The 26,097-nt window shown below is 64.7% G+C and carries 16 protein-coding genes and 1 pseudogene; 8 read left to right on the plus strand and 9 right to left on the minus strand.

Features of this window, described 5'->3' with window-relative positions:
• Window positions 1-268 precede the first annotated feature (268 nt).
• The gene (locus ASG60_RS22545; RefSeq protein ID WP_156398815.1) at window positions 269-946 is read left to right on the plus strand and encodes a hypothetical protein; all 678 of its coding nucleotides are present in this window, start codon (window positions 269-271) and stop codon (window positions 944-946) included.
• A gap of 299 nt (window positions 947-1,245) precedes the next feature.
• Here the strand turns inward: ASG60_RS22545 and ASG60_RS06190 are convergent.
• From ASG60_RS06190 to ASG60_RS06195, 3 genes and pseudogenes are all read right to left on the minus strand, one after another.
• Window positions 1,246-1,815, minus strand: a pseudogene (locus ASG60_RS06190) (response regulator); the annotation flags it as partial.
• Complete coding sequence (locus ASG60_RS23720; protein ID WP_277996227.1) at window positions 1,791-1,922, minus strand: hypothetical protein; 132 nt, start codon at window positions 1,920-1,922, stop codon at window positions 1,791-1,793. The pseudogene ASG60_RS06190 and the gene ASG60_RS23720, both read right to left, overlap by 25 nt.
• A gap of 568 nt (window positions 1,923-2,490) precedes the next feature.
• A complete protein-coding gene (locus ASG60_RS06195) occupies window positions 2,491-4,419 on the minus strand; it encodes a hypothetical protein (protein ID WP_082531632.1) in 1,929 nt (642 codons plus the stop codon).
• 262 nt (window positions 4,420-4,681) lie between these two features.
• Here ASG60_RS06195 and ASG60_RS06205 point away from each other — a divergent pair, with 262 nt between their 5' ends.
• The 5 genes from ASG60_RS06205 (at window position 4,682) to ASG60_RS06225 (ending at window position 11,037) form a co-directional block, all read left to right on the plus strand.
• Window positions 4,682-6,625 (plus strand): hypothetical protein, encoded by a 1,944-nt coding sequence (locus tag ASG60_RS06205; RefSeq protein ID WP_156398816.1) that lies wholly within the window; start codon window positions 4,682-4,684, stop codon window positions 6,623-6,625.
• A complete protein-coding gene (locus ASG60_RS06210) occupies window positions 6,622-7,962 on the plus strand; it encodes a hypothetical protein (protein WP_056384517.1) in 1,341 nt (446 codons plus the stop codon). Before ASG60_RS06205 ends, ASG60_RS06210 begins: the two co-directional genes overlap by 4 nt.
• Before the next feature lie 296 nt (window positions 7,963-8,258).
• Window positions 8,259-9,542 carry a hypothetical protein gene (locus tag ASG60_RS21825; protein ID WP_244476585.1) on the plus strand — a complete coding sequence of 428 codons (1,284 nt, stop codon included), beginning with the start codon at window positions 8,259-8,261 and terminating at the stop codon, window positions 9,540-9,542.
• Between the two features lie 155 nt (window positions 9,543-9,697).
• Window positions 9,698-9,940, plus strand: coding sequence for a hypothetical protein (locus ASG60_RS06220; protein ID WP_056384519.1), 243 nt, complete (start codon window positions 9,698-9,700; stop codon window positions 9,938-9,940).
• Between the two features lie 599 nt (window positions 9,941-10,539).
• Window positions 10,540-11,037: a hypothetical protein gene (locus ASG60_RS06225; RefSeq protein ID WP_210168487.1), complete on the plus strand. Its 498-nt coding sequence runs from the start codon at window positions 10,540-10,542 to the stop codon at window positions 11,035-11,037.
• Window positions 11,038-11,754: 717 nt separating this feature from the next.
• Here ASG60_RS06225 and ASG60_RS06230 read toward each other — a convergent pair.
• The 5 genes from ASG60_RS06230 to ASG60_RS06250 form a co-directional block, all read right to left on the minus strand.
• Window positions 11,755-13,530: an AIPR family protein gene (locus tag ASG60_RS06230; protein WP_056384521.1), complete on the minus strand. Its 1,776-nt coding sequence runs from the start codon at window positions 13,528-13,530 to the stop codon at window positions 11,755-11,757.
• 3 nt (window positions 13,531-13,533) lie between these two features.
• Window positions 13,534-14,544 (minus strand): PD-(D/E)XK motif protein, encoded by a 1,011-nt coding sequence (locus ASG60_RS06235; RefSeq protein ID WP_056384522.1) that lies wholly within the window; start codon window positions 14,542-14,544, stop codon window positions 13,534-13,536.
• The gene (locus tag ASG60_RS06240) at window positions 14,528-17,374 is read right to left on the minus strand and encodes a Z1 domain-containing protein (RefSeq protein ID WP_056384523.1); all 2,847 of its coding nucleotides are present in this window, start codon (window positions 17,372-17,374) and stop codon (window positions 14,528-14,530) included. The genes ASG60_RS06235 and ASG60_RS06240 overlap by 17 nt, the downstream gene beginning before the upstream one ends.
• A 12-nt stretch (window positions 17,375-17,386) precedes the next feature.
• Complete coding sequence (locus tag ASG60_RS06245) at window positions 17,387-18,829, minus strand: ATP-binding protein (protein ID WP_056384557.1); 1,443 nt, start codon at window positions 18,827-18,829, stop codon at window positions 17,387-17,389.
• 62 nt (window positions 18,830-18,891) lie between these two features.
• Window positions 18,892-21,060, minus strand: coding sequence for a sigma-70 family RNA polymerase sigma factor (locus tag ASG60_RS06250; RefSeq protein WP_056384524.1), 2,169 nt, complete (start codon window positions 21,058-21,060; stop codon window positions 18,892-18,894).
• Window positions 21,061-21,877: 817 nt separating this feature from the next.
• Between ASG60_RS06250 and ASG60_RS06255 the strand changes: the two genes are divergently transcribed.
• Window positions 21,878-22,327 carry a very short patch repair endonuclease gene (locus ASG60_RS06255; protein ID WP_082531638.1) on the plus strand — a complete coding sequence of 150 codons (450 nt, stop codon included), beginning with the start codon at window positions 21,878-21,880 and terminating at the stop codon, window positions 22,325-22,327.
• Between the two features lie 61 nt (window positions 22,328-22,388).
• Window positions 22,389-24,797: a DNA cytosine methyltransferase gene (locus ASG60_RS06260; RefSeq protein WP_162244775.1), complete on the plus strand. Its 2,409-nt coding sequence runs from the start codon at window positions 22,389-22,391 to the stop codon at window positions 24,795-24,797.
• A gap of 63 nt (window positions 24,798-24,860) precedes the next feature.
• Here the strand turns inward: ASG60_RS06260 and ASG60_RS06265 are convergent, their stop codons facing one another.
• Window positions 24,861-26,015, minus strand: coding sequence for a hypothetical protein (locus tag ASG60_RS06265; protein WP_162244776.1), 1,155 nt, complete (start codon window positions 26,013-26,015; stop codon window positions 24,861-24,863).
• Window positions 26,016-26,097 lie beyond the last annotated feature (82 nt).

The following is a 26,097-nucleotide window of genomic DNA, read 5'->3' on the forward strand; positions in this document are numbered from 1 at the left end:
GATCAGCCCATTGCGCGTTGCTCAGCATCGTCCCTCCTCCATCAGAGAGACGAAAACGCAAGCCCAGCCAATCTGTTCAGGCGACGACAGGCCCTAGAAGCTCTTGTCCTGAAACACAAAGACGGTAAGTGCCTTCAGACGTTCCGCTCGAGGCCCAGCAGAAACGGTACCGTTCTTCATCAATCCCGCAACGATCAGCCCACGACTCGCTCGGAACAGCGAAAAAATTCCTATGAGTTTGAGAACATTCATTTCGGCGCCAGGGCGCATGACCGAGCGCGAGCGACTCTTGCACCTGAGTGCCGCTCAGGAACTGAAGCTGCATGCTGCCAAGCATGATGCGAGACTGATGATTACAGAGCCTGAGATCGATATCGAAGGATTCGACTTCACGATTTCGAGCGAATTCGAGTCTTTGTACGTGCAAAGTAAAGGTACGCTGAAAAAAGGCGGCAAAAAAAGTTGGAACATACGGGCGGCTCTTCTGAAGCCGTCTTTTTACAATCGAGATCTGATGCCAGACCTCGATGGACTTAAGGTTGGTGGCTATGCCATAGGCGCGACTGGTGGCGTTCTTCTTCACATTATCGACGAAGCAGCTGCAGAGGCAGGTTGCTTACAAATTAGCTATCGATACTTAGACATATATTGGTTAGTCGGCGTAGCCTCTGGTGTCGCTGGTCTGCCTCTTATTGCTCGGCAACGAGCCCTTGAACTCCTCCGCATTATTCGCGAGGCAGATGACGAAGAAAGTGTAAAATTAAATATCACTGATTTTGCAAAACTAAGATCCCTCTCAGCCCTCGCGAATTTTCGCCTGCATATTGGTGGGCTGTCAAATTGGGCAAGTGGGTGTCATACACACTGCGATTTAGCTGAACTACGAGATCCCGACGACCATTTCCTTTTTTGGCAGGGAGTGCGTGATCTTCTCCACCTTTCTTGAGCTGGCCGCTGTCAAGTGCAGTCTCCTGCACTGTCAAGGATGGACGGTCGTCGAGCATCGAGCAGGCCGGCATAGAATGTCGCTCGATCAAAGCTCGGGCGGCGAAGCTGCTTACCTGGGCCGCTCGGGTTAATTGATTGCTAGGAAGCCGACTTTTCGTGAGTCCGAGATGGGTCGAGAACGGGCGGAACCGCTATGTCCGCTTCGATACCTGCGTCGCATGGAAGCGGACCGGAAGAAATCCACCCGTCCCGGTCGTAGAGCGGAAGAACAAGTCCCGACCTATAGCGGACTTGGCGCTACGCACGGCGAGCCTGTTCCTTGCCGCCCTCGATCATCGAACGGATGCGCGCGGCCATGTTGTCCATCGCGAACGGTTTGGTCAGCACCGCCATTCCCGGCGGAAGCGTCCCGTTCCCGAGGATCGCGTTCTCCGCGTAGCCAGTGATGAAAAGCACCTTCAGGTCGGTGCGGTGCGACCGCGCCGCGTCCGCCATCTGCCGCCCATTCATGCCGCCGGGCAGCCCCACATCGGTCACCAAGAGGTCGATGCGCACGTCCGATTGCAGCACTTTGAGGCAGGTCGCGCTGTCCCCCGCCTCGATGGCCCTGTAGCCGAGGTTTTCTAGGATGTCTGTGATAAGCATGCGCACGGTCGGCTCGTTATCGACCACCAGCACCGTTTCGCCCTGCTCGGAGCGAGGCAGCTCGGAGACCGCCTCGTCCGACGTCTCATCCTCCACCGTGCTGTAGTGGCGCGGCAGGTAGATGCACACGGTCGTGCCCTGACCGATCTCCGAGTAGATCCGCACCTGCCCACCCGATTGCTGGGCGAATCCGTAAATCATCGACAGGCCCAAACCGTCCCCTCGCCGATGGGCTTCCAGGCCACGATGTAGCGTGAGAAGTCGTCCAGCACCGTCGACAGGTAGTACCAGCCCCACGCGGAGCGCCGACAGGCAAGAAGCGCAATCATCGGCTTAAGCCCCGAGACCGGCAGGCGTTAATCGGCCGCCCCAACCCAGCGGACCTGCCAACGCGAAAGCGCGCGGTGGCTAGACGGGGCGTCCGCCCATGGCCGCCCTCTGAAGAGCTCGAATCCGAGAATGCCGCACTTAGCCTATCGCAGGCCAGCGCAGCCCAACATGGGACCTCCGTACGTGATTTGGAAACCATAAATGCATTGATTGCGAAAGTTTTAGCCTCCCGAATCGACCGACCCCCGAGGTCTCTAGATAAAATTTATCTTTTTACAACAGCAACTTAATGGTCGTCTAGGTACTGCCCTTGCCTTTGAAGCAGTCTGTCATAGCTAATTTGGAAACTTAGGAACGACTAGGATCTCGCTGGTTTGAGGAGCAGCCCATCCCGGGCGGGCCTCGCACCGCAGCGGTGCCGACTGCTCCCATTCGGTCTCGAACCGGTCGAGTTCGGCGTGGCGGCGGGCCTGCGCCAGAGTATCGTCGCTCTGCGGCCACTCTTGATCGAGGCGCGTTCGATGCGCTTCGTACGTGGCGGCGACCTCGCGCCCGTAGGCGTGCTCGTTAAATTCCCAGCCGCTCGCAAGCGCGTCCCCGGACCCATCGTCGAAGACGGAAAGGGGGAGAAGGCCATGATGAGCCTCTCGGCGCGCCCGGACCGATGAGGCGCGACGCCCCGCAACGCTGGGTGCACGGACTTCGTCCGATCGGCCCGCGCATGCGTGGCGAGACACCTAGGTCCGCAACGAGTCGGCTCGGCCAGGCCCGCCCCGGCGAGGAGATCTCGGGGTCGCAGCTTCGGCACAGGAGCGCCATCAGGCGGAGATGGCGCCGGTACGGTTCAGACCCGCCGGTGGCCGGCCAGTGGCGTAAGCGGATGCCGGTCCGGGCGTCGGCGAAGCGTCGGGCCAGCCAGGGACGCAAAGCTCCTGTGCCGGGCGGGACATGCGCGGCGACGTGGGTGCGCCCCCCGAGCGAGCCGGTCTCGTGCACGTAAATGTAATGCAGTACGCTCGGGGATCCGGCGGCCTGCGTGCGATCGGCCACCCGCATGCCGAGCTCGTGCAGCAGGCTTGAGACGAACGGGCCGATCGCCTCGGGGGCGCAGGCGAGATCCGCGTGACGCAGGCTGATCCGGGCGTTTAGGCAGACGCCGTGGCGCTGGATCAGAAACGATCCCGCCTCCCAGATCGCCCGAACCTGCGTCGGACGGAGGCGGTCGATTCCCCCGGACCGCCTCGGTCCGCCCCCTACCGCCTCGTGCGCGCGGACCGCCGGCGCCCGACGGCGGTGCCGGACCGGCAGCTCGAGCCCCTTCTCGGTCCGCGCCCGCCCGCCGGGGCCGTTGAGATGCTCGTCGAACGCGCTGGTTCGCGCGAGCAGCTGGCCCGCGTCGGCCGAGGGCAGGGGGCGCCAGAACTCTAGGATCGCCGCGAAGAGGGCCCGGGGGGTCAGCCCCAGGGTGCGGGCGCGCTTGTCCAGCGCCGCACGTGTCGAGGCGCTTCCGTCGACCCCTTGCAGAAAAGCCGCTTGGGGGAAGACCGCTCCGCGCCCGTCCTGGGCGTCCACGCCGAGATAGGCGGCAAAGAGCGCGGCGAAGGCAGCCGCGACGCCGGCGATTTTCTCGGCTGGTTCAGCCTCCCATTTGTCGAGAGGTTCGAGCTGCTCGAGGAACGGACGTCGCTCGAGTATGCGGGCGACGTAGAGCGCGGCCGGTCCTACCACGGAGCGATCGTAGAACGCGTCGATCGCCTCCACCGTGATCCGATCGTCGGCGGTGAGTGTCTCCAGGTCGCGCAGCAGGCGGCGGGGCCGTCCGCCAGCGAGCGCCGCCAGACGATCGACGGCCGGCGTTTCGGCGGCGATCCCCTCGCGGGCGCAGACGCGGGCGATGAGTTCGGCGCGTTCGTCCCGGCCGAGCGGGCGCACGGGCAGCGGAAGAAGGAGGTCCTGCACCCGCTCGTGAAGCGCTTCGGGACGGGCGCTCGTCAGGATGAAGGTCACGCCCGCAGGATGCCGCTCCAGGCGATGGTGGAGCGCGTCGAGGGCGCGTGCCGAAAGGCGATCGGCGTCCTCGACCAGCACCACGAGCCACCCGCCCCAGACCTGGCTCGCGACGGCGTCGCTGACAGCACGTACCAGCGCCGCCTCGTCCTCCTGCGGGGAGCGCCAGATGCGCCAGTTTGGATGGTGGTGGGACGCGGTCTGCTCGCAATCCGGACAGGTGCCGCACGCCTCTCCTGATCCGGCCGCCCCGTGCTCATGGCAGAGGAGGGCGCGCGAGTAGAGTTCCGCCAGAGCCGTCTTCCCGCATCCTTCGGGGCCACGGACGAGCACGCTACGCCCGCGCCGCAGGCGCGCTTGCTCCCGCAGGCGGGTCACCACACCGGCCTGGCCGAGGACATCACCGTAGCGGACCGGTCGGACCCGTTCGGCGAGGCTGGCAGGAAGACACGCGGCAGGACTTGCTGAGAACAGGCCGGGGTCGTTCATTCGAGGTTTGCCCCCCGAGCGGGAACGTCCGCTCACTCGTTTTGACCTGTGGACGGGATGGTCCACCCGATACGCCGTCGATTGGCCGGCGGCTATATCACGGCTGGGCGCCGCGCGCGTGAGCCCGCTAGGACCCTAAGCCTCCTTTCCGCCGAAGCGGACGCTGCTTCGGCGCGAGAGAGCGGCAAAACATAGGTCTAGAGCTGTTCCCCGTTGCGACGCGATAGGGAACAGCTCTTCACGGTCTTGGGTGGAGGGTGAGGTGACGGGCGATCAAGCGGACACGCCACCCTTCGAACCGGTGGTGACTCCTGACATGCCCGTGCAGGCCGGCGCGGACGCGGGCGAGGCCTCGGGCATGTGTGAGACCGCTGCGACGGACGACGGCCCCGCCGCCGCTGCAGAGTTCAGCTTCGACGACCTTGTGGTCTCGCCGGCGGTTGACGGGGACGCTGATCTTGACGCGATCTGGGTGGCGAACGCTCTACCCGATGTTGGTCTGGCTGCGTTTGGCCCACTCGTCGTCGACGGGTCGTCGCTCGGCAGCCGGACGCTGCGCGCCGTTGTCGACGCCGATCTCCTAACGCGGCTGACCCAGCTCCTTGCACCGGCAGTCCGACGGGAGCGGCACCACGATCTGATCCGCCTCTGCCTTTCGACGGACCTTCTCGCGGCCTATGCCTACGACCCACCCTGCTGCGTTCAGACCTGCGTGCCGCTCGCCCAGACCTGCACGGACCTGGAGCGCGCGGAACCGGTCGCCGTCGTCGTCGGGTTCATTGCGCTCAAAGCCGCCCTGGACGACGCCGCGGGTCCGGTGGAACTCGTCTTCGACGGTCCCGGGAAGCGCCTTCGGGTGCATGCGGGTGGGCTTCGGGTTCCACTCGTCCTTTACACGAATCGCAGCCCGTTGCCGCTTACGCAGCGGCACCTCAGGGCGGTCATGGATGAGACACCGCTGCCCGTCGAGGCTCTGAGTCGGGCGCTCGCCTACGTCGGATCGGTCAGCGAGACCGACGACGTGCAGCCGGGCCACGAGACGATCACGGTGGGGGAGGGACGTGCCTATGCCGGCACGGCCCGCTGCATCGCCCAGGTGAGCGATCCGGCGCTCAAGACGATCGCGATCGCGGTCAACAACCGCGTCCTGCCCGCGCTGCGCGAGCTCGCGCGTCCTCATGTTTTGGGCACGGACGCAACGCTGACGCGGCGCACCGGTATGCTCGTGCTCGCCGACCGCTACACCGCGGTGGCGGTGGAGCGGGCCGCGCACGCCTTCCCAGGTCTCTCCCCGCCGGGTCCGATCCCCGCCGAGGCCGATCGTCTCATCTTCTCCCAAGAAGCGCTGGCGCGCACGCTCGCCCTTCTGCGACACGGACTGCACGCGGTTGGGACCGGAGCCGCGGAAGACGAGGGCACGCATGATCACGTGCGGCTGCTCCACCCGGTACCCGGGACGAAGGACGCTGCGCGCTTGCGCGCCGGCGGAAGGCACGGGCGGACGGTGACGACGTATCTCGCTGTCCAGCGCAGGGGTATCTCGGATCGGCTCATCGACCTGCGGCTGCCGCTGCGAGCCCTCGCCAACGCCGTCCGCAGCGATGGGTCCACAGGGGTATTCCTCGTTGTCGACGCGCAGAACCGCTGCGTCACGGTGGTGCACGACGACGAGCGAAGAATGGCCCGCACGATGATCGCCGCGCTGCAGCACAAGCCGCCCCCAAAAAAAGCGGGCAAGACCGCGGGTGGGGCGGTGTTGCCTCTCCTAGACGCGTGGTTTGCAAGTTTGGACGGGACCACGGGCGTGATCTTGGCGGGCGCTTTGGGTGCCGAAGAGACCGATGTCGGAACGATCTCCGCCAACGAAACCTTTGCCGACGGGAGCCACGCCGTTGACAGCCAAGCCGACGAGCCTGCGTCCCAGAGGGGCACCGACGGCATGAACCCCGAGGCGCCCGATCCGCAGCCGCCGGGGGCCGCCGGGGCGGTGTCGTCGGGCCCCGTGTCGGCCTCCACCACCAATTCGAGCGCAAACCTGGAGGAAGCGGCGGGCAATCAGCCGGTCCACGACCTCGACGCGCCGGTTGCGCCCTCGATCGAGAACGGGGCCGCGCTGCCGACGTACGAACCCTCCGTCGTTCACGGGCCCCTGCCGTTGGACCCAGATGAAATTCCCGACCCACAGGACGGGGAGAGTGGCACGTGAGCACCAGCCCTTCCATGCCGCCCACGGGGGTCGTCCAGACGGGCCCGGTTCGCTTCGGCCTCAATCGTACGACCCTGGCACCGGTGTTCGAGTGGACCCGGCTGCCCCGCGTTCAGGACGTCGTGCTGACCGTTGCATCCTCCGCGCTCGTCGTCACGATGCGAACCGCTCAGCTCCGGCTGCAGGCATCGTTGCCGTACGCGCGCGCGCCGGACCTCGGGACGGACGAGAGATTTGCGTACAGGCTCGACGTCGATCTCCTAGTTCTGCTCGCTCAGGCCCGACTGTTTCCCGAACCGGCGCCAACGGACACGGGCGTCGATTATGCCGTGAGCATGACGCGCGTGGATGACGCCGGTGCGTTGGCCTGCCTTGTCCGTGCTGGCCGAACCGAGATCGACTGGGCCATCGCACCGGCCGAGCCGCTTGAGCTCGAAGTCGCCCCTGATGCGATCGGGGATCCTATCGATCCGGTGGGCCTGCGCGACGTGTTGGGATGGCTTGCGGACGGGCGCGAAGCCGTGATGCCGACCGGCGGCGGCGTTCACATCAATCCGGGTGAGTCGTGCGCGCGCACCGGCTCTGTCTGGCGATTCGTGGACGGCGGAACCGCCCTTCCGGACCTCGGCAGGCTCAGCCACGCAGAGGCGCGCGATCTCTCCCGAGCCCTGCGCGCGTTCCCGGCCGACGCGACACGCGCGATCTCCACGCCGACCGAACGCGTGCTCGCGGCCGCCGGCCTAAGCTGCCGCCTCAATGCCGGACCGAAGGGGACGCCGATCCATCGACCCGCTCTAACGGGTCCACGCGTGGCCATCGACACTGCCTCCCTCACACCTCGGCTCACCCAGTTGCAGGGGCTGGCGCGCGACGCCGGGGGCTTGCTGCGCCTGGAGCTTGATGCGGCGGACGCGCCGACGCTTACCTGCTCGGTGGAGGGCGAGGGAGGACGTGTCGAGTGGTGCTGGCCCGTTGCCCGCGTTTCGGCTTCCGGTGCGGTCGAGGTTAAACCGGATGACCGGGCCCGCTCGGTGTTCCTGCAGCTCGGCCACATCTCACACTTGGGTGCCGTCGTTCGAGCCAAAACGCTCGAACTTGAATTTTTGGCACAGGGCCTCAAAGTCATCGAGGTCGCCGACACGCAGCGTATCGAGACGTATGTCGCCGCCGCTCACGGCCCGAAAACTTGGAACGGAACACCTGTGGTGCTGCTGTCCGCCGCACCTGATCAAACTCAGAACGGCTCGTCCGATCAAGCTTCGGCGTCGACGACCGAGTTGCCGCAGGCGGTGCCTCGGTTGGACGACGCCGCGAAACCTAACACGCCCTCGCCGTAGCGGTTCATCGGCTGCCGGGCAGCAGCCCCAATCCCTCCGGGTGTGAGCGCAAATTCACCTTTCCGCGGGCTGCGGTCAGCGCTTTATTTGGATAGACCCTTCCTCCCCGCGCAACTTCCAGTCCATGCCAATCAGCGCCCGAACCTTGGAAGGTGCACCCGATCCACTGCGCACGCCCGCTCAATCGAAACTCTTTCGGCGCAGTTTCCGGCACCAATTGCCGCCCGACCCCCGCAACTTCCTCGCCCCTTGCCTGAAGCTTTCGCTGCCACCCACTCCCGCGCGAGACACGCTTCATGGACCGGACGACCAATTCCCGACCCGGCGCAGCCGATGGCCCCACCCCTGCCGATCACCTCACGCGGGACCGCGTTCCCCTCATCCCCGAGACGCTGCTGCACCAGCACGCCTGCTTCGTCGCAGGCGACACGCGATTCCGGGCAGCCAGCCGTCTGCGCCAGTCGCTCCTGCGGCAGGATCTCAATCTCGAACCCGGCCTTCATCGTCCCGGCGGCACCTCCTCCCTACCGAACACGCCGCTGGGCTCGATGCTGACTCCAGTCGACGCCGCCAGGGGCTTCAATTTCCTCAGTCCAGCGGTTCATGCCTTCGTCCATCGCTCCCTCGCGCTCCGGGAGGAAGGCGCCTGCGTGAATATCGACCGACTGTTCCGGAACATGCTTTCTTCCGAACCCCTGGTCCGGAACGCCTTCGTCCCCCTGGCTCTCGATCTAGGTCTCGCCACCCGGGTCTTCGCTCGTCTGCTGCCCGACTTCGTCCATCAGGTTGAGGACATCCGCTTCGAGACGGCGCCGTCGCGCGACCGGACTGATCCGCGTTACCTCACCGACGGTACGGCCTTCGATGCCGCCCTATCCGTCATCACCCCCGACGGCGAGCCCGCAACCCTCTTCATCGAGATGAAATACACCGAGGTCCCGGGGCCTGCTGCCCGTCATCGGTCTCGTTACGACGAAGCCAGTCGTCAGGTTGCCCTCCATCGCGACCCCGACGCGCCGGCGCTGCGTTCCGTGATGCTGGAGCAGTTCTGGCGGCTTCATCTCCTTGCCGATCTCTCGGTCCGGCATGGGCAAACTCCCCGAGCCCACCTCCTTGTCCTCGCACCCCACCTCAACCGGCATGTTCGAACGGCCACCCGCCTCTACGCCGCGGAACTCCTTCCCCCGGAGGCAGGGCGCACCGGCTTCTCAGCGCTGACATTAGAAACTTTCGTCGCGGCGCTCCGTGAGGCGGGGGCTCAGTCTCAGGCTACCTACTTCCACCACCGTTACCTCGATCTTTCCACGGTTCTTGACCTCGTACTGGGGGGTACGGCGGCCGCTGAAGCCGCGACTGCACCCGTGAAGCCGTTTCCCGTGCTTCCAAGCTCTGTGACTGATCCGAATGCGCCCGCATCAAAATCAGCACCGAGCAACAGGGCCGCGCCCCTTCGTCGTCGGAAAGCGGCCAACCCGTCCGTTAGTCCATCTCTCCCCAAGCCGCGTCGGCGAAAAAGGACGGAAGCTGCCGCGCCGACGGTTGAGGCTTCTCCATCGAAAGCAAAACGGCGGGAGCGGTAAGGCGCTCCTTCATACTCGTCCTCGAGCGAGCGGAGCTGCCCGTGAGCAATTGGCCTTGGAGACCCCGCCTCCCGGTCAACAGCTCCTACGCTTCACTGGCGTCGGGGCGGCCTCTTTCAACGTCACCGTCACCTATCAATTGGAGGGATCCTGCCATGATCAGGACGGCGCCCCAGCCCTTCGTCATTCCCGACGACGAACCGCTTCCACACATCACTCACGACCTTGATACCGGACTGCCTTGGCCGGAGCCGGCGGTGCCCGAACCCGACTTCATCACGCTCGCCGGTTTCCTGTTCGAAGCTGTCGCAGCCGCCACTGACGGGTGCCCTGTTGAGCCGGACGGCATCTGTCGTCACGGCCATCCCTCCTGGCTCCTGCGCCTCGGGGTGGTCTGATCTTCAGGGCTCGCTCTGCTCCAAGATCGATCGCGGTCACCGGCTCATCTGGCAGGTGACCGCGATCGCTATGGGTCTAAGGCGACAATTCCGTCCGAAAGCGCAAAATGGCCTACGGGTTGGCTGCACAACGATCGATATTCGCGATACCCCCTCCAAGCCCGCCGATACCTACCGGGCCAGCCGGGCCAGCCAGCCGGGCCAGCCGGGCCAGCCAGCCGAGCCAGCCAGCCAGCCAGCCGGCCGGGCCAGCCGTCGCTGCCTCCGACTGATCCTACAACCTGTGCCCACGCGCCTTTCAGTCGTTCGATCGGCGATACTGCCGCCCAGCCAATGGATCAGGTCCAACACCGCTATCCGAGCCAGCGGTTTCATCGCAAGGCCGACCCGCCCATGCCGCCGCCCTCCGCAACGCTCCCCCCTCCGACCACGTCCCCCTGCGCGATGCCCTGGTGATCTCGCCATATGGCTGTGCCCCCGTCTCCCGGACCTTCGTCTCGCCGGCGACACCCAGCCCAGCCCCCAAGCCTTCAATGCCCAACCGCACTTCGTCGCCAGTCCAAGCCCTCGCCCCTGCAGGCTCCCGCTTCATCGCCACGTTGATCCTGCCGAGCTCCGACGGTCCCGGCGCGCTGGCCATCCTCGATTACGCGGGCGACCTTACCCTTCGCGCCCCTCTGCCGGCCGACCTTCATCGCGACGCCCATGACCCCGAGGGCTTGCTCGCCCATCTGACGCACTTCGTCCCCAGCCTCTTCGCGATTACGGACGTCTTCGTCAGCCGGCTGGCAACCGCCGCCGACCCCTGCACGCCTTTCCATCAGGCCTCTGCTCCAGCTTCCTGCCCTTCGTTAGCCCGCCTCCTGCGCTTCATCGCCTGGCTCGGACCCGTCCCCCACTTCGTCGCCCAGGCGACCTGGCTAAGCCATCACGGGGTGCCTCCCGGCTCAAACGAAACGCTTCGTCAGACCTGCGCCCGCTGCCTGCCTGGGCTCCTGTTGAACGATTTCGGCCCCTGCATCGCCGACGACGTCCGAGCCGCGGTGCTTCTCGCGCATTACGCTTTGCCCGTCTCAGCTCACCAACGGGATACATAGCCGATCCTGCCCGTCAGCCTGATCGACTAGACGGGCTGCATCCTGTGCTGGACAGCCGAGCCCACAGAACGGCGCTGGACAGCAGCTTCGTATAAGTCACTCTAAAACATAACCAATTTTATGTGTATGGGTCAGCCGTTTCCGGTTTGTCGGGCGTCGGTTTCCTGTCGACGGTGAGGATGATGCAGGGGCTGCGTAGCGTATGGCAGTGGCGTGGGGAAAGATTTCTCCGACGCCTTCGCGGACACGATCGCAGCCCGTCTCCTGGCACTCATCGAGCGAGCCTGTGACCTTCATCTCAAGCGAATGGTGCTGATCGCGGTATGCAAGCTGCATCCCGATAACACGCACGTTTTCCCGGGCCTATACCCACGCGCTACTGGAAGACTTGCGGAGCCGTCCGTTCAGCATCGGGAGGGGCGTCTTCGGTTGTGATTAACGCGATGCGAGTTTGTGATCCTTAGCGGGCCTCCAGAACGTTCGCTTGTAGGCGGGAACGTCAGGCAGGAGAGATTCCGCATGTCGGATCCGCAGCCCTGCGGACACCGAACTGGCCTGACCCCGCTGTAGTGCTCGCCTCACTCACCGGGTGCCTTGAAGGATATGACGATGCTCAGCGGATCCGGGGCCGGGGACAATAGCCGCGATCATCAGATGGGCCCGTGAATGCCAGCACCTTTCATCGGGGCTGGCTCTTGCGACGGCGCCGCTCCGAAATCAGCTTACCGCCTCCGGGGCTCCAGCCAGGGGACGGGAATATTGTACCTCCCGGACTGCATTCCAGCACTCCGGTCTCTTAGCCCATTCCGAAATCATGCGGCCGCCGGAGGTCTCGTTCAGCACCCTTGCCACCTCCCCGGACCAGATCGTGATCTGCCGCTCAAGGCTCGCCGGTATTGCCTGCTGCTGCCAGATGCGGTCGAGGTCAATGTGGGGCCCGAGGCGCCTGGCAACCAAGGAGACGGTGTAGGTGGTGATATTAGCCTGGAAGGCAGGGAAGAGGGGACGAATCAGCTTCTGCGCAGCTTTGTAGATGATCGCCTTCGCGATGATCCGTTTGAAGGCGGTTGCGTCTGGTGGAGTGCCATCATCGGCATTGCCCGTCGTCGCCTCCATGAAGCGCTCGAAGTTCTTCTGGGATCCGGCGCTCACATTAGCAGGCTGCTCGTTCCAGGCATTAAGGTACTTGGCTAGATCGGTCTTCGTGATCTTCCTCGAGTTCGGGATCGCCGCCTTTAGCGCCTTAAGCTTAGCGGGTGTGGTCCCCTCCCGTGCGAGCATGGTGTTGTAGCTGCCCGCGGCGCGCTCGTAGAACCAGCGACCGACCCCATCCGGGCAGTATGTGGTGTTCGAGAGGCGCTCCAGCTCGATGTGATAGGGCTTGTTCGCGTGAAGGTCCGACTGCTTCACAGCGTTCTGGCTGTTGGCGTACTTCGAGATGTCGGCGATCAGGGCCTCCTCCGTCGCCTCATCGACACCGTGCAGCACGATGATCTTAGCCGGTATCCGCACCTTCCGGAGATCAACCTCGGGATAGCGCTTCATCGTGAAGTAGATTGAGGCCGTGGTTTGCCCCCCGTTCACGATCTGCATGCCTTTGAGCCAAATTAGGCGCGTGCCGCCATCGGGGGTGCCCCTGATGTGGGCTTCGTCAGCCACAAGCACGATGCCGTTGTTGAACGCCATAAACTTTTCCGGATCCGCCCTGAGCGTATCCCGGATCCCGCGGTTCACCTTTCCCGTGGCGGTAAGGAAGGAGCGCACGTTCGCCTCCAAGAGCCGGGCGCCATACCGCTCGTAGATATGGCGGAGCACCTCGCCCGGGATCACGGTGAGGGCGTAATCGTAGTCGGCCGCCTCGCCTGGCACGTAGACGCAGGGCAGTGCCGCACCAGCGATGTCCTCGAAGTTGACGGCCAGCTCATCCCTCGGCTTCCCCTCCGACCAGTGCCGATGGAGCCGCTCGATGTCCATGACCTCGAGCTTGATTGTCTTACCGGCAACCTCACGAGGCTTGAAGTTCTTCGCCTTCGCCACACGATCCGTCAGGACGTAGATGCGGATTTCCTGAATGGTCGGGTAGCCCTCTTGGATCATGAAGGCCAGCATGTACGCGTCGTTGGACTCGTCCATCGTGGCCGCCAGCTTGCCCTCGGCGCACTTCCTGACGAACTGGAGGCAGACCTCCGCAGCCCGCTCCGTCTCTCCGTCCGGGACAGCCTGCAGCGTGTCCGCCCCGGAGTAGAGTGTGACGAAGAGGTCGAGCTCCTCGCCGTCATCCGAGGCGGCGTACCCACTGATCTTCACCTTCGCCCGTGAGACCACGGCCGTGTAGTGACAGACCGCCGGATCTGCCGTCATGCCGATGTCGGCCATGTGCTGCATGACGAGCTCGGTGAAGACGGATTCCTCGAAAGGTTGACTGCCGTTGGGATCCGCGAGGTCGGCGCGGACGCGCGCGTGATTGTCGGCGAGGAATTCCTCAAGGGTCATGGGTCAGGCGTTCCTGAGAAGTTCGAGCGCCGCGGCGGGGGTCGTCGCCTCGGGGGTGAGCTGATCGAGATCTATCGTGTAACGGGCTGCGATCACCGCCGCCGGCGTCGTGGCGGGCGTCAGGCGGGGGAAACCCTCCTTCACGGAGTGGACGCGGATCGAGTCGACCACGAACCGGCGCCTGTAGTGCTCGTGATCACTGGGCTGCAGCCCCGCCGCCAGCAGCCTATCCCCAAATAGGATCCCGGCGTCCGCGTCACGGATGATATCGAATCGGATCTCCTCGGCCAGATCACCCAGGGTGGCTCCGATTTCAGCCTGGACCAGCCTTACCGCGACGAGGAAGAGCGGGCTCGTCACGGCGGTGTCCAGTTGCCAGAGACCGGCGATCCGTGCGTGGGCATCCGTCCCGAGTACGGTTGTCTTGACCTCCATCGCACCGGATCCGAACCGGAAGTCGTGGAGCGCGCCGAGCGGGCCCGTCCAGCAGGCGCAGAGCCCGGCCGGGTCGGCCTCCCCGTCGAGCAGCGCGCGCAGCATCGCAAGCTCACCGAACAACCCGACTTCCTCCTCGGGCGAGAGGAGGTCGTCTCCGCCCCGCTCCATGAAACGCTGCCAGGACGCCACGCGTGCGATCACCCGCTGAAGGGTCTTACCGGTGGTGCCTGCCGATTCATAAAGTAGCGAGAGGACGTCTGAGGCCATGGACGCGAACAGGTCCAGGCTGCCGCCTTGGTTCCGCACCACCGCGAACCAGGCGCAACCGGATCCCCCAGATGCAAGGCGCATCGAGCGGAAGCCCCTGGCCTGAGGCAGGCTGTGCTCGCCGGGCACGGCGGCGCCTGAGCGGCCAACGAGGAAGGCCTCGTCACCGTCCGGGAAGACCCGGGCGGCCCTGATCTCCAGGCCGCCCTCCGCACCGAGCGGGATGGACTGCCAACCGCCCGAGGTTCCGTCGGCGGTCAGGCCGCGCCACGCGGCAAGCAACGCGTCGCGCTCACTCAGAGGAGCCATAGTCGGACTCCCATTCGCGAACCATCACGCTGTTGACCTTGTACTCCACCTTAACTCCGGCATCGCTGCCTGGGAAGCTGATGCCGAAGGCGACGACCGGATCATCCCTCGTCAACCCGATCTCCTTCGGAGGGTCGAGCGCGTAGATCAGGAGCAGACCCGTATCCCTCCGAGCGGGGACACCCGGTGCCCCGAAGCCCCTGATGCGTCGGATTGCGGGGCCGGATGGCACGTCCGGCTCCCGTCCATCCTGAAGCCTGGCGGGATCGGACCTCCACATCTCGCGTGTGAGAGCAAGCGCAGCGTCCCAGCCGGCCCCGTCTAGATCCATGGCCTCATCAGGGGGCGAAAGGAGGCGGCCGATGGAGTAGCGATTTCCGGATGAGGACCTCGGACTTCTCGTCAGCATCGACAAAGTTACGTCCGGGCGGAGCGTCAGCGAACCACCAGCCCCGCCGCCGATCAGGGCGATGGTCCATCGCGTCAGCTCCCCACGGCTTACCATGGACTGAATAAACTCGGCGATGTGCGGGCTGCTCACCTTGTACGCATCCGGGTGCGTCCGGTAGCGACCGAGGAAGTCCAAAATCGCGCCGTGCTCCACACCCCGCCACACGCAGCGCGACGAAGATTGGGCACCACCGTTCCCCTGCCGCTCGGGTTCGCCGAGGGAGACCACTAGATCTCGCGTCGCGTCGAGGTTCTTCCCAAGGATGGCGGGATCCCTAAACAGTGCTGTCGTCTCGAGAACCTGGCCGCTGAAGGACAGCATTAGGCTCCTGGCAGCACGCATCTTAATGCGAGATGTGACCATTAGGACGGGATGGGACTGGACCTTCAGCCCATACTGCTTCGGAGTGGCGCCACTCGCGACCATTAGGTCGAATTCCTCACGCAGCTCCTCGGCGGCGTCCGTGATGTGTCCGAACCAGTCCGTGAGTTCGCTCGTGGTGTACAAGCGGCACAGGTCGAGGTAGCCGGGCCGGTACCCGAACCAGCGCCCCATCTGCATCAGTGTGTCGTACATCCGGGCCGAGCGCAGGAAGTAGCTGATGCAGAGACCCTCGAGGGTCAGGCCGCGGGCGAGCTTGTCCCCACCGACGGCTATGACCTTCAGCCCGGTGTGCGAGTGCTCCACGTAGTCCAGGGCATCCTTCGCCGTCCCGTTGATCATCCGGATCTCGAGGTCCGACAGCACCTGCGGCAGCAAGGTCTCCACGTCCGCCCAGTCGGGTATGGTCCCGGCATCGGCCCGGCCGCCGGACGCAGCGATGCGGGACGACGTTGACGCGATCTCCTCCTCGAGGAGGCGCCGCAGCCGCGCCCTGATCACGCCGTCGTCGATGCCCCGCAGGAGCCTCTGCTTGATGTGCCGGACGTGCTCCTCAATCTGCGCGACGACCTGCTGCTGCACGTTCGTGAAGCGTGTCACGTGCACCAGCATGGACGAGTGCTCGCTGCCCTGGCCGCGACGGATCCTGACGGCGCACACGAGGATGAATGCCTCGATCGCCTCCTTCAGCGACGCTGGTAGGCCGGGAACCCCGTCCACGAGAGCGGTGTGGGTGCTTTTGTGCCTAAGGGGCATCCAACCTGCACTTCCGTCCGCACTCGCGTGGTCAGTCACATGGCGCACCAGGGGGAGGCCGCCCGAGCGCTGGGTCCCGTCGTTGATCCCGAAGATCCGCGCCGGACCCACGTAGGATGATGGCGCCGCAAGGTTGATGATGAATGCGGAGGGGAACAGGTCTGGTCCCTCGTCGGCGGTGCGCCCGCGGTCATGGATGAAGATATTGGCGAAAGGGGTTGCCGTGTAGCCGACGTAGGCGGATCGGGTGAACGTGTTTAGGATGCGCCGGATCAGCCTATTGATGGTCGTAGGTTCATGCTCGGGATCCGGCCTACCCCCCTCGTCGTACACCTGTTCACCGGTGTCGACCGAGGCATGGTCGGCCTCGTCATCGACGATCAGAAGCGGGAGGTGGGTCACGACCTTCCGGCCAGTCTCCGGATCATCGGCATCGGCAACGTGGTTCCGCACCCATCGCAGCAGACGGTCGAGGACCGTCTTGTTCTTCTTCACGACGAACAGCCAGGGACGCTGCTCGGGCGAAATGCCGAGGTTGCGGGAGCCCCTCGGGGTGAAGTCGCCGCTGTTGGACCTGTTCGTCGCGTAGTTTGGACGGATGGACGGGTCCCGATCGATCAGACCGACCCCGGCGAGCGAGAGGTCGTCCGGGTTGGGTGCGGTCTCGTATCCGAGGAAGCCCTCGTCCAGTCTGACCTGGGTCTGCGATCTCAGGTTGTTGTGAAGGCCTGCGAGGACGATGACGATCTTGTAGCCGGCATCGGCCGCCTTGCAGATCAGGCCGGTGTAGTTCCCGGTCTTGCCGGACTGCACGTGGCCCACCACGAGGCCGCGGCGGTCCCACCCGCCCTCCCGGGTCGGGTCCTCAAGGAGGCCAAGTATGTCATCGGTCGTGCGATCGAGCTCCTCGATCGCCGCGGACGGCAGCTTCACCTCAAGCCAGTCCCGGTATCGCTGCCAGTAGCGCCAGTCCTTCTTGCGGCTCGCGACGAGCCAGTCTTGATGGCCGCTGTCGTCCCTCAGGACCGCGCTTTCCCCGACCCAGACGCTAAATCGCCGAACGAGCTCGGCCACGGCGGCCTCGACATCAAGGTCCAACCGCCAGGACGGCTGCATCATGAGGATCAGTTCGATCTTTTCGGCGATCCTCGACGGGGTGACGGCCGAGCGATCCTCCTCCTCGAGGAGGGACTGCGCCATCTTTACGACCTTGAGGAGGGGGTTGTTGACCTGCGAGTCCATCGATTGTCAGCCTCATTCCGGCTTGAGTGCGTCGACCAGGCCCGGATGGAGCTGGAACGGCTCGGTTCGCCGGAGCTGCTCGCGCGCAAGCTCCGGTGAGAGGCCCTTGCGAAGCAGGTTGCGGAATAGCGTCTGCAGAACAAGGGACACCTCGGCCGGCGCCTCCCCGGCGAAGCCAGTGCGCGGCGTCTCCCTAGCCTCGGCCGTGTCGAGCCAAATCCTCTGCACGGGTATAGACTCCTCGATCACCCGTAGCATCGCCTCGACAGATGAGGCCAGGGGACCCGCCTCCTCGAGAACGGCGCGAACCGCGGGATGCCCCTTGTCGATCCGGTAGCGCATCCCGGCCCTAAAGTGCTCGGCGGTCCAGGCCGTCTGCAGGGGCTCGGCCTGGATACGTCCCGACGGCTGCCCCCGGAAGGCAAAGACCCTGCGCGCCCTCTCTCTCGAATACTCAGCGAGCTTCACCAGCTTCGGCTTGACCGTAGGCGGCGGCCGTGCCGTCGACTTGCGGATGTCGATCTTCCATTCGGTGTCCGCCGTGTTCGGGATGTCCAGGCGTATGCGCGCGAGGCGGTGCGCCTCCTCCTTGGTCCAGGCCCGTCCCTGCCCGAGCCCGAGCCAGCTGCCGGCGAGTAGGAGCCTTGCGTTCCGGTAGACATAGAAGCCCTGCTGAGCCGTCCAGCCGTCCGGTCCGGCGGCCATTTCGTACGTCCCGGGATCCAGCCGGTCGCGGTGCGGCAGCACGTGGCACTCGATCTCGACGAGACCAGAGGCTGTCCGAAGGCGCGAGACAGGTGATGACCACGTGGCGGGATGATCCCTAACGAAGGGATCCCAAGGCGCGATCCTGCGGCCGTTAAGGAGAAGGGTCAGGCGGGGCCGGCTGCCGTCGAGGTACCGGTGGTAGGTCATTGCGAGATGGCGCTCGACGGTGTCAATGAGGTCGAGGAAGTCCTGCTCCGTCGAGCCCGGAGACACGATTCGGTCGAGCTTCTCCCACAGCACGAGGGTTCCCGTCTCCCACTCCCCGAGCGATGCAATGACGGAGACGCCGTCCGCGCCAGCCCCCTCGAGAAGCCTCCACTCGTTGCCCCCTCCCGTCGCGAGCACATCGAGGTCCCATCGGAGGCATGAGGCCTGGCCGCCCTTCCGTGAGGCAACGGTCAGTGACCGGCATTGGCTAAAGGACGCGGTCTTTAGGCCGAGGCCGAACCGGCCCAGATCTGCCTGGGCTCGCACATCGTCCGGGCTCCTGTCCCCGAGGCGCATCGCCCGTTCCAGTTCGGGATCCGTCATGCCGGTTCCGTCATCAAGGATTGAGACCCAGGATGACTCGCGCGCCCACTTGAACCGGACCGCGACCGACCGCGCGCCCGCCGCGATGCTGTTGTCGATGATATCCGCGAGGGCGGTCGCTGTGGAGTAGCCCAGCCCGCGCAGTGACTCGATCATCGCACTCGCGCGGGGGGGGGCGAGACGTGACCGGGCCTGAATCCGCTCGGGGGGGAGACGGCTCATCGCAGGAACATCAACAGTCGGCGTTCACGTGCGCGGTAAGTGAGTTTTGCCAGCGCCTTCGCCTCAATCTGGCGGATCCGCTCGCGGGTGACCCCGTAGAGCTGGCCCACCTCCTCGAGTGTCTGATCGATGTCGTCGATCAGGCCGAATCGACGGTTCAGGATGTCCCTATGCCGGGGCTCCAGCTCGCCGAGGAGGAGCCCAACCTCCCTCCTGAGCTCCTTAGCCTCCAGATGTTGAAGCGGATCGCTGTCGCCGACAAGGGGAACGACCCCGGCCATCTCATCCATGCCGCCAGCGCACTCGGCGTCGAAGAAGACGTCGAGCATCCCCCTCGCGACCTGCGGCGAGATGGAGAGGTCCGCGGCGACACCCGCACCGGTGAGTGACCCGAAACTCTCGCCGCGGTTCAGCCGCCACTGGATCCTCCGGTGATGCTCGAGGGCGTGCACCGGCAGCCTGATCAGCCGATCCTTGTCCGCGATCGCACGCGTCATGGACTGGCGGATCCACCAAAGTGCGTACGTGGCAAACCGGAAGCCGCGGAACGGGTCGAATCTCGACACGGCCTTCATCAGCCCAACCGAGCCTTCCTGCACGAGGTCGGCTAGCGTCATAGAAGCCGGCTTGTATTTCTTCGCCTGCCAGATGACGAGCTTCATGTTGCTGAGGATCATGCACTCCCTTGCATGATCCATCCGCCCCAGCGCGGCGCGGTACTCCTCCATCAGCCGGGCATCGTGCCGGTCGGCCGGCTCCAGCTCTGAGAGCGTCCGAAGGAACGACGTCGAGAATCCGCATTCGTCCAACAACCTGGCGGTGCTGCGCGCGAGGATGGGATCACTCCCGGGTCCCCCGGTCCCCTGCATCTCAGCGAAGGCCAGCCGGAGGGCACGCATTCTCACGGAGAGCGTCCTAAGGTGCTCGGGCAGATCGGAGTCGTCCCCGCTTGCCTCGGCATCCGCCACATCCGCGTCGTCGTCGCGGTCCCAGGGGTCGTCCTCGTCTAGGTCCAGCAGGTCGCCGGCCGGCAGGTGCCCCTCAATGGCGTCCCCGCAGTCGAGCATGATCCGGGTAAGCAGTGTCGTCGTTCGTGCCGCGATGGACAGGGCGCCCTGGAGGCCCTCCCGGATCTGTCGTCCGTAAATCACCTCGTCCGCCCTCGACAGCAGGCTCCATCGCTCGAGCTCGTCACGAAGGCGCGCGATCTCATCCGGTCCCTCCGCGACCTGCAGCGCGATTGAAGCGAGCGCCTGATTTACGCGCTGACGCTCATGGGGCGTCAGGCTGCTGATCGGGGACCATAGGTCGGGGTAGTCACAATCGACTCCGACGCCCATGTCCGAGAGGGTCGTCGTCAGTGCCGCCGCGAGAATCGCGGGCGCCGGATGGGCGCCAACCGCAGCCGAGATTCGGGACGGGTGGACGACCCCACTCCGCATCCCCTGCAGCAGGATACCGCCGAGGCGCCGGCGCAGCAGCGGCTCGAGCTCCGCATCGTGCGCGTCCCGGGCGCGAGAAGGTGCCGGGGGGAGGCTCAGGGATATCCCCGACCAGTCCTGCCCCTCGGTCCGCGGGCGATGGAGTGAAATCCTGAGGCTGTCGGTCGTTGCAGATCGGAGCGCGCCTACATCCTGCTCGGGCCGAGCGGGCTCAGCGTCCGCCTCCCAGGGTGTGGGGGCCCATGGGATACGGTCATCCTCCGGTTCCGGATCCGCCTTGTAGGCAAGGGAGTGAGCCCCCTGCACCACGACCCTATTCGGAGCGGGACTCCCGGACGGATCATGGTTTTCCAGTAGCAGATAAGGGGTGCCGACGTCCGGTGGGGCCGGACTCTGCGAGAGCTGCCTTGCCTTTGCCTCGGCGATCATTAGGTACGCAGCCGTATGCTTGCCCAGGGTGGCGTGCTCGGCGGCATTTCGCCCGTCTCGGTCGCGAATGTCGGGGTCCGCCCCCGCCTCGAGCAGCAGGCGACAGATTGTGCTATGTCCCCTGGCGGCGGCTAGCATCAGCACCGTGACACCCCTTTGATCCCGGGCATCAAGATCGATGTTCTTACGGATGCTGGCCTCGACGACCGAACGTACGCCGTTAACCACCGCCATCTTGAACAGCGGATTCATCTGTCTGACGGCACCTTCGTCGAGAAGCAAAACGATCGACATGCTCGCTCAGTGCGCCCCGCTGACCGGCCTGAGGCGTTCCGGACCGGTACCGAACTTGTGCCTGCGACCCTAGATTGACGGACTTTATAAAGCGTGCCTGTTCCGAGCGGAATGGGCTACTGGAACCCTGGGAAGCATCTTTTCACTTCGTCAGTTCGCCCAGGGGTATACCTTCGCCTCTCACCGCCGCGATTTCGCTTGAATTGCAGCATCTTGGATGTGCTCATCGCCAGTGTTGCGCATTTGCACCGCCAGGGGACATCCTGCTGCACTCTCCCACAAGATCCAGGAGCAGTAATTTCAGGAAGTATTCTTGGAATTTCACCTTGAAATATCTCATTCGTGGAAGGATCACGTGCCAGAACGCGTCGGTGGGGAAGGCAGAGTACGAGATGGCAACGTGTTCGGCTTGGCCGTACCCTCCGTCAGTAACCCCGCCAGCCCGGACCCGAGTGCGCTGACACGGACGGACGTTTCAAAGGCGTATCGCTAAGCGTCTGTCGTTGCATCGGAAATTCTCCTCTGACGTGTACGTTCTGACTGCCTCTCTGCACTAGCGATCACTGCTGGCATCCCCGCGGGTTTTATCATGCCGTGTACCCAGCCCAACAGGCGCACGGTCCGGCTGGACCAGCTGCATGATGAGCTCGGCGCGACCGTCGACTGCCATCGTGAACAATGCGTCGAGACCGCAATAAGCCGCCACCATCCGTGAATCTGCCACACAGGAACGGGTAACAGTGCGGATCCGACGCCCCCGACGCACCATCCGCGACAATTGCTAGCCGTCGCCAGGCATCACCTTGGAGTCATCGAGATGAGCAGGTCACCCGTCCCGGATGTGCCCGACGCCCGGAGGCGCATGATGGCCTCAGTAAGGAGCGCAAACACGAAGCCGGAGCGGATCGTCCGCTCCGTGCTTCACGCGATGGGCTACCGTTACCGCCTTCATCGCCGGGATCTCCCCGGCCGACCCGACATCGTTTTTCCGTCGCGTCGGAAAGTCATCGACGTCCGTGGGTGCTTCTGGCACCGCCATCCGGATCCCGCCTGCCGGAACGCGGTGCTCCCACGCACCCGTACGGAGTTTTGGAGCCAAAAGCTCGGAGCCAATGTGGCGCGCGATGAGCGGAACGTCCGGCGCCTCGTGGAGCTGGGTTGGGACACGCTGGTGCTTTGGGAGTGCCAGCTGTCCGACCCGCCCGCACTGGAGGAGCGCCTAGTGGGCTTCCTCGGACCTCCGGGGACCCAGGCGGTGGATGGGTGACGCGCCGTCATCCGCGCTCAGGGACTCGTTACCACTCATGGGATAGACTGGACGGATGAGAATGACGCAGCCGAACGACCGGGACGGGACCCACGAGTTGATGCGCCTTGTCGCCGAGGCCATCGAGAAGAGGCGCCTCCCGCTACGGCAGGCGGCCGAGGCCATCGGTGTCGGGCTGCCGACCCTCCAGAGGCACCTGGCAGGCGAGCATGTCCGCAGCGACTCGGTCGCGAAGTACCGGAGCTGGCTTCAGGGACGCACGGGTCCCCGCAAGGTCTTCGCCCTCTTTCCGGACGAGCAGGTCGAGATGTCAGTCGTTCCCACGGCTGACCTCCCGTTGCCGCCGCCGCCCTCCTCCCCCCATCTGGTCGTCGATGTGTTCTCTGGATGCGGTGGCCTAAGTCTCGGGTTCGACCTTTTGGACGATGGACGCTGGTTCAGGACCGTTCTGGCCCTCGACAACCAGGCGGCGCCAGTCGCCGTGATGAACGAGAACCTGCGCAAGCTCGGTCACACGGGTGCCGAGGCCGCCAGGCAAGTCGATCTAACCGAGTTTCTGAATGAGGCCGAGGTCCTGGCATTCTACCTAGAGCACGTTTCTGGCGTGCAGGGAGCGCCATCGGTGATGCAGCGTCTCCACGCCATGTGCGATGGCGCCTTCTCTTGCTTCCGGTCCCGGATCACAACCATCGACCGGTCCTTCGTTGAGGCCCTGCGGAAGGCCCGCGGATCGGCCACATTTCTCAGGGGCTACAGCACACTCGACCGGCAGTGCCTGCAGCAGACATCGGTCCTCGGGTTTCACGAGGCCCTGAAGCTTCCCCCCACTGGCACGAGGGATCCTCGCCTGCCTTCCATCCTGTGGGCCAGTGAGCTGGGCAACGCTGGCGGGAGCCTGGCCATCGGATTGGTTACGCCTGCTGATCTCGTCCAGAAGGCCGAGGCGGAGTGGGACTTAGCGGTGACTAGACTTTCCGCGAGGACATCTTCGTCGGGGCGCGGTCAGCTGACATCGTCCGCCCGCCGCATTACGACGTTCGTAAGCTTCCTCCAGTCCGCTGCGATGCGCGAGGTGAGGAAGGCCTGGTGCGACTGGCGCGCCGCCCGTTCGGCACTTCGTGCCGACCTCTTCGGCGACGAGCGCTTCGCCGCGGAGGTGGAGGCTCTCTACCACTCGACCTTTCCGGTATCGGTGCTGCTCGGCGGCCCGCCCTGTCAGGGTTTCAGCCGGATCGGCCGGGGGAAGATCCGCAGCCTACGGGAAGCCAGCGTGCATGTTCATGGCGACGATGACGCCGTGGACGCCCGGAACCTTCTCTTCCAGCAATACCTACTCTTCGTCAGCGCCCTTCGCCCGGCGACGTTCCTCTTCGAGAACGTGCAGCACTTCCAGAGTGTCGTCAGGTCTGGAAGCCGCGAGTTCAGCGCAACTGAGGTGCTAGCGGAAGCCATCAGGGAGCTCTCATCCGGGCGGGTCGCGTACTCGGTGTCGTCCCGGACACTGGATGCTTCAAGGCACGGGATCCCACAGACGCGCCAGCGCTTTTTCATGTGTGGAACCCTGGACCAGAACTCCGGGGGAAGTGCAGGTGCCAAGCGAACTGAGTTCGCGGAGCGGTGTCTGCAACTGCCTTCGTCCGGGGAGGTTCCTCTCGCCGCTGCGCTAGCTGGTCTCCCCGATCCCAGGATGGCTGGCGGAGACGCGACGAAGCGCGGAGGCATGTCCGACGAGTGCCCGGTGGGCGAGGTCAACGGGTCCGGTAGTCAGGCGGCACTAACCTTTCTGCGGTGGGTTAGGCAGCCAAGGCCCGACGGAAGCGTACCAACGACCGTTGACAGTCATGTTGCTCGCGCCCCGAGGCTCGACGATGCAGAGTTCTTCTCACTCCTCGGCCCCGGCAAGCGGTGGATGGATTATCGCAGCGGCGAATCCGAAACTTTGTCCGATATCCGGCTGGCCCTTACAGCGCTTGGGAGCACGGATGACAAGTCCCTCGCTAACCTCGGGTACGCCGGAGGACGACCCGCTCTGAAAGAGCTGCTCAGCCGGATCGATGGATCGCTACCCCTTCGCATGTTGCTAGAGCAGATCGGCGCGAGGATGGACTCACACCATCATCTGCTGTCCGAGACCTATCTCGCAAAGCGCGACGGGAATCATGGGGACTGGCTGGCCCGGCTGGATGCAACCAGGCCCTGCAAGACAATCGTCGCGCACATGGGCAAGGACAGCTACGGCTACGTGCACCCATTCTCCCCTCGGACGCTGTCCGCGCGCGAGGCGGCCCGGGTTCAGTCGTTCCCGGACTGGTTCTCGTTTGCCGGACAGGCTCTCACGGACACATTCCGCATGATTGGAAATGCGGTGCCGCCACTGCTTGGCAACATGCTCGCCACCCGTATCGCCGCGACCCTCGCGCTTCAGGAGCAGCCGGCCGCACGGCACCGAACCGGACGCGTCGCGCGTTGACGAAAGCGACACCGTCCCGACACCGTGCATGAGTTCGGCACGGAGCTGGGACGGTGGTAATCATCAGGCCACCTGCTGGTGGGTTCCGCGCGCCCAGGTCAGGGCGTCGCGCAACTGCACCATGGCTCGATCACGCTGCACACGCTCCGGCGAAACAAGCGCATGAGCATCAATCGCCAGGGCCTTGATGATCGCAGTTGATCCCTCGACTGCGAGATCACGGTTCCAAGCTGCCCCCACAACCCTGCGCGTCCGAGTATCGGCTGGGAAAAGCAACACCCCATCCCGCAAGCCGTAGCGATTCATATATGCCGTTATTTGGAAGACATCCTCGCGCGATAGGGAGAGACCGTTCCTGTCGAGTGTCAGGTGTTTCCACTTGGCATCGGCGACGAGCACCGGGTCATCGCAGTCCAATATGAGGAAGTCGGGTCGAAGCCTGAGGCGGTACATCCCAGTCTCGGTGTCCCGCAACATGTATCGTTTCGGAGTACTAGCTGCAAGTCCAAGGCCAGTGCCCAATAGGGCGTACGGGATCGCCCGTCGCATAATCTTCTCGAAGATATCATCGAGCGCGAAGATCAGCACGTTGGTGGCTGTCGACCCCGCTCTCGTGGGATTGGGGTTGACGCCTCGCGCAAGGCCCGAAGCCAGATCGTAGAGCGGGCGCCAGTGGTCTTCCACGTCGATGACCGGCTCCGACAGCTCTACAAGCCGCGGACTCAACTGGCATCTCTGAGCGGCAGAGAGCTGATCCGCCGCGTTTGCAAGGAGGGCGGCGCTGCGGCGTGATTTGGTGCATCGTTGCAGGTGCTCCGCAAGGCTCAGCATAAGACGCGCGAGCGGGTTATCGGCCTGCAATGGGGCATGCCGGATGGGCACTCGGTTCCTCTCAGGGGGCAGCTGACGCATCGCGCGGACCATGTCGATGGAACCCAGGATGGTGGTCATCTCTTCCTCAACTTCGTGGAAGCGCCGTGGTGGACCGTGTTCGTGCAATACTCCTTGAAGCTCCACGGCAGCAGCGCGGATCACCGTTTCGAACAGTGGTACCGATCCCAGGGCGACCCGCCCTAAATGCCACATTCGCCGGGGAACGAGACGCGCAGCTGTGAGCAGGTTCAGCATGAATGCCGCGTCGGCATCCTCATCATTTCGACCCGCCATCGACCTTGGCAACATCTCAATCGTGACGCCTGCGGCCTCGACGATGCCCACGAACCCAGTCGACCAGAGGTGTCCCTTCCGGTCGATCCTGAACACGGCTTCCCTAAGACCGGCAGTCGCAGCCAGAAGGGCA

The organism is Methylobacterium sp. Leaf469, assembly GCF_001424745.1.
Lineage (GTDB): Bacteria > Pseudomonadota > Alphaproteobacteria > Rhizobiales > Beijerinckiaceae > Methylobacterium.

What these genes read in the sequence shown, in the direction of transcription:
- ASG60_RS22545 (WP_156398815.1), top strand. Translation starts at nt 269, where the DNA reads ATGACCGAGCGCGAGCGACTCTTGCACCTGAGTGCCGCTCAGGAACTG.
- ASG60_RS23720 (WP_277996227.1), bottom strand. Translation starts at nt 1,922, where the DNA reads ATGATTGCGCTTCTTGCCTGTCGGCGCTCCGCGTGGGGCTGGTACTAC.
- ASG60_RS06195 (WP_082531632.1), bottom strand. Translation starts at nt 4,419, where the DNA reads ATGAACGACCCCGGCCTGTTCTCAGCAAGTCCTGCCGCGTGTCTTCCT.
- ASG60_RS21825 (WP_244476585.1), top strand. Translation starts at nt 8,259, where the DNA reads ATGGACCGGACGACCAATTCCCGACCCGGCGCAGCCGATGGCCCCACC.
- ASG60_RS06220 (WP_056384519.1), top strand. Translation starts at nt 9,698, where the DNA reads ATGATCAGGACGGCGCCCCAGCCCTTCGTCATTCCCGACGACGAACCG.
- ASG60_RS06230 (WP_056384521.1), bottom strand. Translation starts at nt 13,530, where the DNA reads ATGACCCTTGAGGAATTCCTCGCCGACAATCACGCGCGCGTCCGCGCC.
- ASG60_RS06235 (WP_056384522.1), bottom strand. Translation starts at nt 14,544, where the DNA reads ATGGCTCCTCTGAGTGAGCGCGACGCGTTGCTTGCCGCGTGGCGCGGC.
- ASG60_RS06240 (WP_056384523.1), bottom strand. Translation starts at nt 17,374, where the DNA reads ATGGACTCGCAGGTCAACAACCCCCTCCTCAAGGTCGTAAAGATGGCG.
- ASG60_RS06245 (WP_056384557.1), bottom strand. Translation starts at nt 18,829, where the DNA reads ATGATCGAGTCACTGCGCGGGCTGGGCTACTCCACAGCGACCGCCCTC.
- ASG60_RS06250 (WP_056384524.1), bottom strand. Translation starts at nt 21,060, where the DNA reads ATGTCGATCGTTTTGCTTCTCGACGAAGGTGCCGTCAGACAGATGAAT.
- ASG60_RS06255 (WP_082531638.1), top strand. Translation starts at nt 21,878, where the DNA reads ATGAGCAGGTCACCCGTCCCGGATGTGCCCGACGCCCGGAGGCGCATG.
- ASG60_RS06260 (WP_162244775.1), top strand. Translation starts at nt 22,389, where the DNA reads ATGACGCAGCCGAACGACCGGGACGGGACCCACGAGTTGATGCGCCTT.